General features: G+C 38.7%; 11 protein-coding genes. 4 read left to right on the top strand and 7 right to left on the bottom strand.

Annotated features, from left to right (window positions below; all coding sequences use genetic code 11):
• Positions 1-122 precede the first annotated feature (122 nt).
• The gene (locus WAE64_RS09520) at positions 123-1,151 is read left to right on the top strand and encodes a homoserine O-acetyltransferase family protein (RefSeq protein ID WP_340236128.1); all 1,029 of its coding nucleotides are present in this window, start codon (positions 123-125) and stop codon (positions 1,149-1,151) included.
• A gap of 49 nt (positions 1,152-1,200) precedes the next feature.
• On the opposite strand, the gene WAE64_RS09525 is transcribed toward WAE64_RS09520, so the two are convergent.
• Together WAE64_RS09525 and WAE64_RS09530 are read right to left on the bottom strand one after the other, a co-directional pair.
• Entirely contained in the window at positions 1,201-1,788 is a 588-nt protein-coding gene (locus WAE64_RS09525) for a hypothetical protein (RefSeq protein WP_340236129.1), read from the bottom strand.
• A gap of 70 nt (positions 1,789-1,858) precedes the next feature.
• On the bottom strand, positions 1,859-2,461 hold the full coding sequence (locus WAE64_RS09530) for a DUF502 domain-containing protein (RefSeq protein WP_340236130.1): 603 nt from the start codon (positions 2,459-2,461) through the stop codon (positions 1,859-1,861).
• Between the two features lie 520 nt (positions 2,462-2,981).
• Between WAE64_RS09530 and WAE64_RS09535 the strand changes: the two genes are divergently transcribed.
• The gene (locus WAE64_RS09535; RefSeq protein ID WP_340236131.1) at positions 2,982-5,783 is read left to right on the top strand and encodes a M16 family metallopeptidase; all 2,802 of its coding nucleotides are present in this window, start codon (positions 2,982-2,984) and stop codon (positions 5,781-5,783) included.
• 84 nt (positions 5,784-5,867) lie between these two features.
• Here WAE64_RS09535 and WAE64_RS09540 read toward each other — a convergent pair whose 3' ends face one another.
• The 5 genes from WAE64_RS09540 to trpF all read right to left on the bottom strand — a co-directional run bounded on the left by WAE64_RS09540 (position 5,868) and on the right by trpF (position 9,979).
• Complete coding sequence (locus tag WAE64_RS09540) at positions 5,868-7,058, bottom strand: lipoprotein N-acyltransferase Lnb domain-containing protein (RefSeq protein ID WP_340236132.1); 1,191 nt, start codon at positions 7,056-7,058, stop codon at positions 5,868-5,870.
• 93 nt (positions 7,059-7,151) lie between these two features.
• Positions 7,152-8,168 carry a LiaI-LiaF-like domain-containing protein gene (locus tag WAE64_RS09545; RefSeq protein WP_340236133.1) on the bottom strand — a complete coding sequence of 339 codons (1,017 nt, stop codon included), beginning with the start codon at positions 8,166-8,168 and terminating at the stop codon, positions 7,152-7,154.
• Positions 8,169-8,282: 114 nt separating this feature from the next.
• Positions 8,283-8,756 (bottom strand): PspC domain-containing protein, encoded by a 474-nt coding sequence (locus WAE64_RS09550; RefSeq protein ID WP_340236134.1) that lies wholly within the window; start codon positions 8,754-8,756, stop codon positions 8,283-8,285.
• A 91-nt stretch (positions 8,757-8,847) separates the two neighbouring features.
• On the bottom strand, positions 8,848-9,069 hold the full coding sequence (locus WAE64_RS09555; protein WP_340236135.1) for a PspC domain-containing protein: 222 nt from the start codon (positions 9,067-9,069) through the stop codon (positions 8,848-8,850).
• Between the two features lie 307 nt (positions 9,070-9,376).
• Positions 9,377-9,979, bottom strand: coding sequence for a phosphoribosylanthranilate isomerase (gene trpF / locus WAE64_RS09560; RefSeq protein WP_340236136.1), 603 nt, complete (start codon positions 9,977-9,979; stop codon positions 9,377-9,379).
• A gap of 150 nt (positions 9,980-10,129) precedes the next feature.
• On the opposite strand from trpF, the gene mnmA reads away from it, so the two are divergent.
• Both mnmA and WAE64_RS09570 read left to right on the top strand, forming a co-directional pair.
• Positions 10,130-11,233 (top strand): tRNA 2-thiouridine(34) synthase MnmA, encoded by a 1,104-nt coding sequence (mnmA, locus tag WAE64_RS09565; protein WP_340236137.1) that lies wholly within the window; start codon positions 10,130-10,132, stop codon positions 11,231-11,233.
• A 135-nt stretch (positions 11,234-11,368) separates the two neighbouring features.
• A complete protein-coding gene (locus tag WAE64_RS09570) occupies positions 11,369-13,015 on the top strand; it encodes a S8 family serine peptidase (RefSeq protein ID WP_340236138.1) in 1,647 nt (548 codons plus the stop codon).
• Positions 13,016-13,324: the final 309 nt, after the last annotated feature.

The raw sequence follows: 13,324 nt of genomic DNA on the forward strand, positions 1-13,324 counted from the left end.
TAGACAAATCGTGTTAAAAATTGGTTTTGTTTGCCGTATTACCGAAGGGTAAGCGTTTTGATGCACGCTGATTTGCTGTGTATCAGAAATTAGACTGAAGATTTTGTATTTACTCTTTTACAATGGAAAACCAACAGATATTTCGCTACGACGAACCATTTAAATTAGAATCAGGCCAGTGGCTGCCTGAGTTTCAGCTTGCTTATACAACTTTTGGAAAGCTGAATGCCGCAATGGATAATGTGATATGGGTTTGTCATGCATTTACAGGAAACGCTAACCCAACAGACTGGTGGAATGGCCTTATCGGCGAAAAACGTCTTTATAATCCGAGCGAACATTTTATTATTTGTGCCAATATTATCGGCTCTCATTATGGCTCTACCAATGCACTTAGCAAAAACCCTATTACGGGCGAGCCTTATTACCACGAATTCCCCTTTATTACTATCCGTGATGTTGTGCGTTCGCTAGATTTGCTACGCCAGCACCTAGGTATCTATAAAATTAATACGCTGCTGGGTGGCTCACTAGGTGGGCAACAGGCTTTAGAGTGGGCTATTTTACAACCCGATTTGATTGAAAACCTTATTCTCTTTTCGACAAATGCCATTCATTCACCTTGGGGCATTGCCTTCAATGAGTCTCAGAGAATGGCTATTGCTGCCGACCCAACCTGGAAAGAGCTCAGCCCGAAAGCCGGTGCTGATGGCATGAAAGTAGCTCGGTCGATAGCACTTTTATCGTACCGTAATTATGCTACTTATAACCGCACGCAATCGAGAGACGCAGGGCAGGTAGATTTTTTCAGGGCCAATACCTATCAGAATTATCAGGGCGAGAAACTCGGTAAACGCTTCAATGCATTTTCGTACTGGACACTCTCAAAGATGTTCGATTCGCACGATGTAGGGCGGGGGAGAGGCAAAGTAGAAGAAGTGCTCGAGACCATCAAATCTAAAACGCTGGTAATTGGTATTTCGTCTGATGTACTGTTTCCACCAGAAGAACAGGAGTTTATCGGTAAACATATACCCGGAGCAAGATACGCTTTAATTGAATCTTTATATGGGCACGATGGCTTTTTGATTGAGTTTGAAGCCATGACTGAAACTATCAAAAGCTGGCAGGCAGATCTAGCAACTGCTTAAGTTTGGCTTTATAAATAAAAATATTGGGTGTGAGAGTGAAAATCAGCGCTTAAAAACTCTGAAACACTCTCAGCCTGTAATTCTCTGTAAGGCGCTTACTTCGTGTAGAGTTCTGCAATACCGTAAATAAGGGAGAAGCCGCCGTTAAGCCTGCTGCCAATATCAATTTCGGATTAGTTATCGGATTCACATTCCATGCAGCCCATTCTATCAATACATATGCAAAAGGCGAGAAATTAGCTATCCCAAAACGAATAGGTCTTTTACCACGTTTATAGATACGGCTCACATCACTAATCTTTACTTCTACATATTCGTATCTATTCATCACTTCGTTTAATGAAGTAATCACAAACGTTGAGTCGGTAATATCGTAGAGATTATCTTCATACACATTGCCATCTTTGGTTTTAAACCTGAACATATCACCTTTGTAGAATTTGGTTCGTTTGCCGCTCCGCACTTTTTCAAGCACCAGGTATTTATCTTTTCTGAACATACTCCGTGCTCTGGAAGGGTCTTGTTTATACAGCAGTTCTTCTACCGATGGTGCTTCTCTCTGGTGTATATCCTGAGCAAAACCAGCAAAAGGCAGGCAAAAAATCAAAAGTAGTAAGCAATGTTTTAAATGAGTCATGAGGTTTGTTTTATTAGCGATGCATTCTCGCCGCTGTTTTATAATGCTTTTGATTAGAATCTTATGATTTCTAGAATTTTTCATTCACCGAAACCCCACCCGAAACAATCAGTTTCATAATATCGGCACTTGGTAAGTCGAGCATTTGTACATTTTCTCTTGGTACCAACACCAGATTGCCCGAAAAGGCATAACTATGTGGAAAATACACCGCAACTAAATCACTAACGCCAATACTACTCAAATCATTTTGTGTAATAAACCCAATTTTATAAACCTGTGCATCTTTGTTCATTAGCACAATTGCTCCTTGGTTAAACTTGCGTTTGTCACCAACAAAGGCCGAAATTAAATCTTTGAATGCAAAATAAAAAATCCGTACCAAAGGTAAATGGCTGATTGCATTCTCGATGATATTCTGCAGGGTTTGTGGCAGTAAAACCGAAAATACGAAGCCAATAAGCATTGTACCGCCAATGATAATAGCAGAACCCAAACCAGGAATAAATAAATCTCTGTTAGGGTCTTCGGTCGGAATCCTGATGCGAATAATGTTATCAACAAAATCAAAAGCACCGAGTAAGATAAAGAAAGTAAAGCCCAGAGGTGCTACGAAAAGTAATCCACGAATAAAATAAGAAAACAAACGACTAAGAATAGTTCTGCCAGACATAAAAAGGTGTTGTAAGAATTAGTAATGTAAAATAGGGTAAAGAGGTTTATAAAGAAAAACGCTAATGCCAGATTAAAAGTTTGTAAGGTGTAATTAAAATATGAAATAGGGGGTAATATTTAAAGAAATACAATAGAAATAACAAATTTCCTCATCGTTCATGTAAAGACAGTGCACTACTCTGTCTCTACCAAATTAGGCGTTTTTTACTAGTATTTATCACTTTAAATCTGAATAAATAGTCTATTAATTTAGGTAATCCCTATTGTAACGAATGCTCATACATAAATTAAAACACCTTCACTCCAATAAAACTATCTCCTGCAAACGTTAATGCCCAAACAGCAAAATATTTACATTTTATATCAGTGATAAGATTACCCGAATAAGCTAAAAGATTTTGTAGAGCAAATAAAAAATAGTAGTCTTGCAAAAAAACTAAGCAAACATTGATTATCGTTTTTGCTCAGAGTTTTAAGATAACAATTAACTAAAACCGAATTTTTAATTAATCTACTTTATGAAAAAGATTCAAAACCTGCTGTTGTTTTTGCTTGTAACTGCACATGCATTTGCACAGAACCTGAACTCGCCAATTCCGAATAACCCTGCCGTAAAAACCGGAACACTCAAAAATGGTTTGAAATATTACATACTCAAGAATGAAGAGCCTAAAAACCGTATGGAGATTCGTTTGGTGGTAAATGCCGGGTCGATACTCGAAACTGAAAAACAGCTAGGGCTTGCGCACTTCATGGAGCACATGAATTTCAACGGTACAAAAGAATTTCCTAAAAATCATTTGGTTGATTTTTTGCAAAAATCAGGAATGAAATTCGGCGCCGACCTAAATGCCGTTACGGGCTTCGACGAAACTATTTATCAATTGCAAGTACCAACCGATTCGGCCAAGTTGTTCGAAAGAGCATTTCAGATTCTGGCCGATTGGTCGTATGCAGCTACTTTAGATACTACCGAGATTAACAACGAAAGGGGTATTGTATTAGAAGAAGAAAGAGCAAGGTTGAAAAATGCACAAGGCCGTGTACAGCAAAAACTACTACCGCTTTTATTGAATAATTCAAGATATGCCGAGCGCATTCCTATTGGCAAGGTTGATGTACTGACGACCTTTAAGCCAGAGCAAATTGTTAAATTCTACAAAGACTGGTATCGCCCTGATTTAATAGCGGTAGTAGCCGTAGGTGATTTTGACCCTGCTAAAGTTGAGGCTTTAATTAAAGAAAAATTCAGTAATATTCCTGAAAACAAAAAAGGCCCTAAACGCATAACTTATGATGTGCCACCTGCAAAAGGTACACAAACAGCATTGATAGTTGATAAAGAGATGCCGCAGTCAAGTTTTCAGTTAATTACCAAATTGCCGCAGGAGAAAAGCAGAACATTGGCCGATTACAAGACTGACATCTCCGAGAATTTATTTAACCAGATGATTTCTACTCGCTTGCAGGAAATCGCTAAAAAGCCAAACGCACCTTTTGTTTTTGCTATAATGGGTTTCAGCCCTTTTCTGGCAAAGCTTGATGCATTTCAGATAGTAGCAATACCAAAAAACGCTGATGGACTTGAAACTGCCATAAAAGCTGTATTAGATGAACAAGAGCGTATTAAACGTTTTGGCTTTACAAAAGGCGAACTTGAAAGAGCCAAGAAAGATTACATGGCAGGTGCCGAGAAAAACTACAAAGAAAAAGACAAAACCAAATCGGCAGCTTTTGTAAATGGCATGATTCAGAATTACCTACATGGCACGCCTTATACCGACGCCGATTTCAGATATGATTTCGTGAAAAAACATCTCGAAGGTATTACTTTGGCCGATGTAAACGCCATTGCTGCCAAAGTGATAAAAGAAGATAACCGTGTAGGATTGGTAATTGGCTCAGAGAAAGACCAGGAAAAACTACCGACTGATGCCAGAATACTGGAGTTAATCAATACCAAAAATCCTGACTTAAAACCGTATGAAGACGAAACCGTTGCTTCGGCACTTCTTGAGCAGATTCCGACCGGAACGAAGGTGGTTTCAGAAAAGAAAATAGACGAAATTGGTGTTACTGAACTTGTTTTTGGTAATGGTATTAAAGTAGCTTTGAAACCAACGAATTTCAAGAACGACCAGATTTTGTTTTCGGGTGTGAGCAAAGGTGGAACCTCATTATACAGCGATGCTGATTATTATTCGGCCGAACTGGCTACAACTGCGGTTTCGCAAGGTGGGGTTGCTAAACTATCAGATACCCAGCTTGACAAGTTTCTGGCAGGAAAAGTAGTAAATGTATTTACTTATATCGATGAGCTTAATGAAGGTATTTCGGGCAATACTACGCCAAACGATTTAGAAACGGCACTACAATTGATGTACGCCTATGTAGTACAACCTCGCAGAGACGACGAAGTAGTAAAGAGTTTTTTGAAGAATCAGAAAGAACTGATTGCTAACTCACAGAAAACACTAACACCTGAAAAAGTATTTAACGATACGATTTCAACGGTATTGTATCAGAAAAACTTCCGCCGTTTGCCTGTTAAACCCGAAGATATTGACAGAGTAAATCTTGACCGTGCCTTTGAAATCTACAAAGACCGTTTCAGCGATTTAAGTGATTTTACTTTTGTATTTGTTGGTAATTTTGAAGTAGAGAAAATAAAACCTTTGCTCGAGAAATACATCGGTAGTTTGCCATCAACCAAACGAATAGAAAGCTACAAAGATTTGCATATTGATAAAGTAAAAGGCAAGGTTGAAAAGACTGTTTACAAAGGTTTGGAAGACAAAGCATCGGTTAATCTGCAATTCAATGGAACGTTTAATTATAGCGACGAAGAAAGAGTAATGCTTGATGCATTGGCTGAAGTGCTGGATATTAAACTCACAGAAAAACTACGTGAAGAAGCCGCAGGTGTGTACTCACCAAGTATCAGTGCATCGTACAATAAGCTACCTACACCAACTTACAACCTCACAATTGCCTTTGGTTGTTCGCCAGCCAATGCTGAAAAACTGGCTAAAATTGCAATGGATGAAATTCAGAAAATAAAAACCAATGGCCCAGAGGCAGTTGATATTGAGAAAGTAAAAGCCGAAGAAAAACGCTCGGTTGAGTTGCAGGTAAAAGAAAACAGCTTTTGGAATTCGTATTTATCAGACCAATATTTTGATGGTGAAGACCTGAATTATATTAACAAATACAGCAAAGAAATGATTGATAAAATAAGTGTTGAAGGCGTGAAAAAAGCCGCCAACCAATTTTGTGGAGATAATTTTGCTAAATTCGTTTTATTGCCTGAGAAGAAGTGATTCTAATCGACCATAAAAAAAGCAAAAAGCCAAGTCTTTATTGATTTGGCTTTTTGCTTTTATAAGGACTGGGTTTATTGCATATCAAAACGAACGAAGTTTCATTCTTAATCTCCACCATACAAAGAATGCTCGCATGGCTAGCATCAATACAACCGGAATAAGCGAATAGTTAATTTCTTGCGGCAAAAAAGCCCAGCTTACTAACAACAATAGCTGAATGATGCCATAAGCCAGAAAATGCTTAGCTAACCAATGGCGGGTAGTATCCTTTTTCAGGAAGAGTGCAATCGGGAATAACAAAGGATAAGCCCAGATAATATTAAGGTTGTATTCGGTAACACCATGATTGGTAAAGAACCACAACAAAACAATTACCCAACCCACAATACCTGTTATACTAAATAGTATTTTATCGAATACGAAATTTGTATTATTGCGCTTCAACTGAAAATAAGTTAGCGCACCTGTCAGCACCAAAAGAGGCCAGAATAGCATATTGGGTGTTATGGGTTCTTTTTCTTTTATTACATCATTTAGCACCTCTGGATTGAGGTCTCTTTTTTGAGATACCAAGGGTTGCCACACACCATTGCGTTTTATTTTGGCATTATCAAAAGCATCTCTCAGATTATCGGGTAAAAACATGGCACCACTAGCACCTGTTTTAAGGTCAGAAGGTTGGCCGATGGCTAAATCCATTCCGAAATCAGCCCATAATTTGTTGTTTTTGCGGGCATAAACATCTATCCATTGGCGATAGCTGCTATCTGCATGTAACTTGGCCGGGAAAACCAGACTATCGCCTGCAATGGTTTTTACTACATCTCTCAGGCGGCTTGAGCAATTATCATAAAAGAATTTATAGGCGTAATACCTGTTTTCGGGCAAATGATTTTTTATCAGAAAAGCATACAATGCTTGCTTTTGTTTTTGCGATAAATTGAGTATCTGCTCACCTACAAGGCGTTTCTCGTAGCTCCATCCATAAATTTCGTTATCAAAATAATCGGCACTAATTTTATAAGGCAATGTGCCTCTCAAGAATTTAAGATAGAAGCCTTCGGTATATGATTCAAATGCCCCGTAATTATATACAATATCAAGGCCCATCATAGGGTCGTTTATCCTGATGGCACTGTGCCCGAAAGTAGAATAAAGCGCATCGCCGGGAGCAATAGTCAGTAAACTTACATTGGCATACGGCGAGAGCGTTTGAGCACTAGAAAAAACAGAAATAAGGGCAAATAAAATGAGCAGAGCGTATCTTTTCATGCAGGATAGTTTTTGATACAAAGGTAAAATAAAAGCACACAGGTTTCAAAACCTGTGTGCCTATTTAGTTATATAAAGCTGTATTAAATAATCTTAATAACGTACAACTTTGATTGACGATAAACCTGCATCGGTATCAATATTGATTTTTTTGCTGGCGTTGTCGTAGCCCGGTGTTTGCCATAAGCCGCTTCTTACTTTTTCAAAACCATCAAGGTCTTTTGCGTTTAGTGCGCCATCCATTTTTATCTGGCATCCAACACCCTCAGGAACACTGATTTTTACACTTGTTACGCCTGAGTTAATGTCAACATCAACATTATCTATTTTATCGCCAAGTTTCACATCTAAATCGGCTGCGCCTGAGTTCAATTTAAGGCTTTTTACTTTATAATCGCTAAAATCAAAGTCAACTTCTCCAGCACCTACACTCATGTCAATGTCCCACACAGGCGTTTTGTTGAGTTTAATTACTACATCGTTATCAAAGTTTTTATCGCTATCAAAATGGAAATTCATTCCTTTGCCTTTTTTACCTTTTTGCTCAAACTCGATGGTTTTTAAGTTACCTTGTTGGTCTTCGGTAAGCGTATAACCACCTCTGTATTGTAAGTGAGTTGAGGCTTCAAACAAATTACTTGTCGATTCTTCTAAATCAAACTCGGCAGCACCACCACCAATTTTCAGTTTGGCTTCTGTTATATCGGTGCCGATTGGTACAGTAAAGTAGTTTTTATAACCATCATCGCTTGAACTATCAGAATCATAAGAGCGACGGCCGTTGTTATTGTTATCATAATCATCGTCGTCATCGTCATCGAAATTAACATGCCAGTCTTCTTTCCAATCGTTTACGCCATCATCAACACAGGTAAATATACCAAGCGGAATTGCGAAGGCAATTAATAAAGCAGAAGTGGCATTGTAAATTGAGCGTCGGCGATTCAGGAAGGCAAATACACCTGCCACAATTAAGAGAAGTGGCCAGAAACGGGCAATACCACCAAACGACCAGTTTAAATCGAACCAATCAAGGTTTGTGCCTAAAAACAGGAAGCCAATTACGATAAGTACAGCCCCCCAGAAAATATTACTACTTCTTTTTTCCATTGTTTTAAGAGTTTAGGATTCCCTTTTATTACTCAAGCTGTTTGTTTGGGTAATAAAAACCCTTTCCCATGTATTGGTAAGCCTCAACGAGAAAGGGTAGGGAAGTGGGGGTTATTAAAGATTTGTATCTATATCGTTTTTAGGATAATTCGGAAAATCATCGTCTTTGCGGTCTCTCACAATTAACCAAACACCTAAACCAACCAGAATTAGCGGCCACATCTGGCCAATGTATCTCCACAGGTTAATATGAAAGAAAGTTTTGAAAGAGAAAATGATACCTAGAATGATGAGGACTGCTCCTCCAACCAAATTGTTGTTTTGATTGCGACTGCTCATAGTTGTAAAGTTTGAGGTTTCAGAATTAATAGTTTCGTTTGTATTTACCTGGGCGTAGCCGTAAGAATCCTTAACTGGCAATACAACCCATAAAATAATATATGTAAGTGTTGACGGAAACGGAGTGAAAAATAATAATACGAAAATCACACGAATAAGTGTTACATCAATATTAAAATATTCTGCTAAACCCTGCGCAACACCTCCCAAGGTTTGGTTATGTCTGATTCTATATAGTCTCTTTTCCATTGTTTTGCATGTTTTGGGGCAAGGCTTTTACTTGCCCCGTTAATATGATTGAGTAATCTACGCCATTACAAGTCTGCTCATTTTGGTACCCTTATGGGTTTATGATGATAGTCTCATTTTGAATGATTGACTCTTTTGTTGGCATAATTATCCATAAAATGATGTAAGGAATAATGGCCGGAATCGGAGCAAAGAATGCTATCACGAATAAAACCCTAACCAATGTTACATCTATATTAAAATATTCGGCAAAACCGGCAGCTACACCACCCAACATTTTGCTATTTTTGATTCTATACAAGCGCTTTTCCATTTTCTTAAATATTTATAGTTTGTGTTTTTCTTTTATTTCAACCACTTATTGTGTGATTGATGAAACAAAGATATGGGCAAAAAACGGTACTATGTATAGCAAACTACATGAATGGAAAATTTTAATGTCAAAGGGATAAATTGTGTGACGATTTGCGAATATCGTATCTTAAAATTCCCCTTTCAATTAAATAGTCATCAACTGTTTGCTTACCAAATATAAGCCAAAAAGTTGATGACTACGAAAATAAATTATTGATTATCAGTTTATTATATGGTTGAGTAGAGTAGCTTATGAAGCATTAGGCTCAATCCACATCTAATTGCTCCAGTATATCGCTCAGTTCTTCATAATCTTTATATCCGGGGCGTATTTCGTGTGAACCCTTCAAGGCAATGCCTTTTATTGGAGTTTCGGCTAAAAGCTGATGCACATTTTCTGGGGTAATGCCAAAGCCTAAAATTACGGCGCTATCAGCAGCGTATTCTTTCAGATGATACAAAAAGAAATCGCTTAGCTCTTTTCCGTCAATCAGAAAATACTCAACGAATGTATTATAATTCTTGAGGTAATCTTCCAGATAAGTACTTTCGGCATCAAGTTTCAGAATAATGGGTTTACCTAGCGTATTTATTTTAGGCAATAGCGTAGGGTCTGAGATTTGCAGTATATCTATTTCGTAACTTTGTAATAGTGCAGCAATTTCATCATAATCAGAAGCATCTGTTTCGCCAACAATCTGAACACCTGCCAACCACGATTTGATTTCTTTCAACTTTTCAGGTGGTGTATAATCATCAGAAAATTTATCCATCACAAAACCAACTAATTCAACGCCCATGCCCGCACAATAGCGTGCATCTGATAAATTGGTGATATTACTTACTTTAACGAGTGTTTCTAGTGCCATTCTGAAATTATTATTGTCAATCAAACTTCAAAATTAGTTCAGAACTATTCAGAATCAAATTCTGTTCACTAATTTTGCATATTAATTCACAGCGAGTGTGCGCAAGCATACTCCAAAACGGTAGACTTTGAATCTACGGCAGTTAAATCAATGAGTAAACACGGACGAATTTTGGTCGCCATGAGTGGCGGCATCGATAGCTCTCTTGCGGCTGTCCTTCTTCATGAGCAAGGATACGAAGTAATTGGTATGACCATGAAAACATGGGATTACGCTTCGTCAGGCGGAAACAAAAAAGAAACGGGCTGCTGTAGCCTCGATTCTATCAACGATGCCCGTAACATAGCCGTTAGTTTAGGCTTTCCGCATTATATTCTGGACATCAGAAACGAATTTGGTGATTACGTAATAGACCATTTTACAGGCGAGTATCTGGAAGGACGCACACCCAACCCATGTGTATTATGTAATACGCACATCAAGTGGGATGCCCTACTACGCAGAGCCGATAAACTAGACTGTGAGTTTATAGCCACAGGCCACTATGCCAACATAAGACAAGAAAACGGGCGCCACATCATTTCGAAAGGTATAGATACATGGAAAGACCAAAGCTATGTGTTATGGGGCGTATCTCAAGAAAGCCTTGGGCGTACTAAACTACCTTTGGGGCATCTGAAAAAAACAGAAATCAGAGCAATGGCTACCGAAAAAGGTTTTTATGATTTGGTGAATAAGTCGGAATCATACGAAATATGCTTTGTGCCTGATAACGATTATCGTGGTTTCTTGAAACGCAGAGTTGAAGGGCTGGAAGATAGAGTAAGAGGCGGAAACTTTGTGATGCAAGATGGCAAAGTGGTTGGTCAGCACGAAGGCTATCCGTTCTATACCATCGGCCAACGCAAAGGTTTGGGTATTGCATTAGGTAAACCTGTTTTTGTAACCGAAATCAGAAAAGATACCAACGAGGTAGTGTTGGGCGAAGAAAAAGACTTAGAGCGTGATGGCATGATGGTAGGCAAACTGGTAATGCAGAAATACGAAAACCTGATAGACCGTCCGTTGGAAACAGTAACCAAAGTACGTTACAAACACGAAGGTACGCCTGCTGAAATTGTACAAGAAGGCGCAAAAATGAAAGTCATTTTCCACGAGCCTGTAACAGGCATTGCCCCAGGCCAGGCAGCTGTTTTCTACGAAGGCGACGACGTAGTAGGCGGTGGCTGGATATTGAAGAGTTTTAAGCAGTAAGGGCAGGATATTATCCTGAATTTATTGAATTGTTTAAAAGTGCTTCGCTCAATCAGAATCGAAGCACTTTTTTTATGCATTAATAACAAATGTCGCTTGGGGGCGTTATATTTGAAGTATTTACCGGGATAATATATGAAGAAGAATTTACTTGTTTTTTTTGTTCTGTTGTGCCAATTCTCTGCCTTTGCTCAGAACCAGTATCTGGTTGTGTTTAAAGACAAAGCCAACTCTACGTATGCTGTTTCAAATCCAAAACAGTTTCTATCAGAGCGTTCTATTCAGCGCCGAGCTAAGCAAAAGATAGCTATTACAGAGCGAGACCTACCACCTAATGTTTCGTATCTGGCAGAAATAAGTAAAACCGGTGCAAAAATCTTATATAAGTCTCGCTGGCTCAATGCTGCTTTGGTTCAGACCGATGCCGCTACTTTAAATAAAATACTACAATTGCCCTTTGTAAAGGGTCTTGAAGGAGCCGGAGACATCAGAAATGCCCGTACCAATGTAGTGCTTGAATCTTCTGCACCAAGAAATAAATTTGGTATAGAAGAGGGAGACCTCTTTGATAATGGCCTCTCTGCAACACAATTGGCTATGCTCGGTGCCGACAAAATGCACCAGAAAGGTTTCAGAGGCGAAGGAATGCTGATTGGTGTATTAGATTCAGGTTTTTTGAATGCCGATAAGCTGAGCTTTTTTAAAGATTTATTTGCCGAAAAAAGAGTAGTAGGCACTTACGATTTTGTTGCCAGTGAACTGAACGTATACAATGACCACTCGCATGGCACAAATGTATTGTCGTGCATGGCTGCTTACGAAAGTGGCCGTATAGTAGGCACAGCCTATAAAGCCAGCTATTTATTGCTGCGTACAGAAGATACTTCTTCTGAAACCAAACGAGAAGAAGCCAATTGGCTTTTTGGTGCTGAAATGGCTGATAGCGTGGGCGTTGATGTAATCAACACATCATTAGGTTATACAACATTCGATAACCCTGCGCAAAACTACAAATATTCAGATTTAAATGGTGATTATGCCTTAGCTACAAGAGCAGCCGACTGGGCAGCGCAGGCGGGTATATTAGTAGTTGCCTCTGCTGGCAATGAAGGCGATGATTCTTGGAAATATATAGGTACGCCTGCCGATGCCGACTCAATAATTGCGGTAGGTGCAGTGGGTAGCAATAGGGTAGTAGCTGGTTTTAGTTCTTATGGCCCTTCGGGCGATGGCAGAATTAAGCCTGAACTTGCAGCCCAGGGTTTTGGTACGCTGTTGGGCACACCAAATAATGTAACGAGTTACGGCAATGGTACTTCTTATGCTTCGCCATTATTGGCGGGCTTTGCTACTGGGTTCTGGCAGGCTTTTCCTGAGTTAACCAATATGCAGGTCAGAGATTACCTGATTCGCTCGGCTAGCCAATACGAAAATCCTGACGATAGGATAGGCTTTGGCATTCCTGATTTTGAAAAGGCCTCTGAAATAGCTGAATTAGATAAATTCATAGCTAATCTCAAAAAACAAGGGAAAGACGTAGTCGTATTTCCGAATCCAGCAAATAGCCAAACCGACCCTATGAAAGTGTGGGTATTGAAAGACGATGCCGGAACAAACTTTGATTATAAACTGGTAGATATGACAGGTAAAACTATCTGGTCGCTGACAACTACGGATAAAAATATTATACTACCAACAAAAATTGACTATTGGCAAACAAATTATATTCTAAAAGTGACTTCTGAAAACCTGAATTTTACTACTAAAGTGGCTAGGAATTAAGAGAGTCTATTATTATGTGTCGCTTAAAAGCAAAACCCCGAAAATTGTAAAACTCTTGCGATTTCGGGGTTTTGTTGTATCTGTGTCATCAACTTGATTTAGGTTAATCAAATAATATTTAACAAAATGAATAACGCCAAAATAAAGCAAAATACAGATGGTAAATAATAGAGCATATAAAGAGCTATAACCGTAGGTTTTGAATTCGATGTGTAATTTCGTTGTAATGAAAGCAAAATAATAAGCATTATTAAGTTCAATCCGGCTAATAGTTTAAAAGGAAAGAAACTTTCAATATGATTTTTCCTG

It is taken from the genome of Emticicia soli, from assembly GCF_037860775.1.
GTDB classification, from domain to species: Bacteria; Bacteroidota; Bacteroidia; order Cytophagales; family Spirosomataceae; genus Emticicia; species Emticicia soli.

Excerpts from the sequence above, each read along its gene's own strand:
- WAE64_RS09535 (WP_340236131.1), top strand. The coding sequence starts at position 2,982 with ATGAAAAAGATTCAAAACCTGCTGTTGTTTTTGCTTGTAACTGCACAT.
- WAE64_RS09540 (WP_340236132.1), bottom strand. The coding sequence starts at position 7,058 with ATGAAAAGATACGCTCTGCTCATTTTATTTGCCCTTATTTCTGTTTTT.
- trpF (WP_340236136.1), bottom strand. The coding sequence starts at position 9,979 with ATGGCACTAGAAACACTCGTTAAAGTAAGTAATATCACCAATTTATCA.
- WAE64_RS09545 (WP_340236133.1), bottom strand. The coding sequence starts at position 8,168 with ATGGAAAAAAGAAGTAGTAATATTTTCTGGGGGGCTGTACTTATCGTA.
- mnmA (WP_340236137.1), top strand. The coding sequence starts at position 10,130 with ATGAGTAAACACGGACGAATTTTGGTCGCCATGAGTGGCGGCATCGAT.
- WAE64_RS09550 (WP_340236134.1), bottom strand. The coding sequence starts at position 8,756 with ATGGAAAAGAGACTATATAGAATCAGACATAACCAAACCTTGGGAGGT.
- WAE64_RS09525 (WP_340236129.1), bottom strand. The coding sequence starts at position 1,788 with ATGACTCATTTAAAACATTGCTTACTACTTTTGATTTTTTGCCTGCCT.
- WAE64_RS09530 (WP_340236130.1), bottom strand. The coding sequence starts at position 2,461 with ATGTCTGGCAGAACTATTCTTAGTCGTTTGTTTTCTTATTTTATTCGT.
- WAE64_RS09555 (WP_340236135.1), bottom strand. The coding sequence starts at position 9,069 with ATGGAAAAGCGCTTGTATAGAATCAAAAATAGCAAAATGTTGGGTGGT.
- WAE64_RS09520 (WP_340236128.1), top strand. The coding sequence starts at position 123 with ATGGAAAACCAACAGATATTTCGCTACGACGAACCATTTAAATTAGAA.
- WAE64_RS09570 (WP_340236138.1), top strand. The coding sequence starts at position 11,369 with ATGAAGAAGAATTTACTTGTTTTTTTTGTTCTGTTGTGCCAATTCTCT.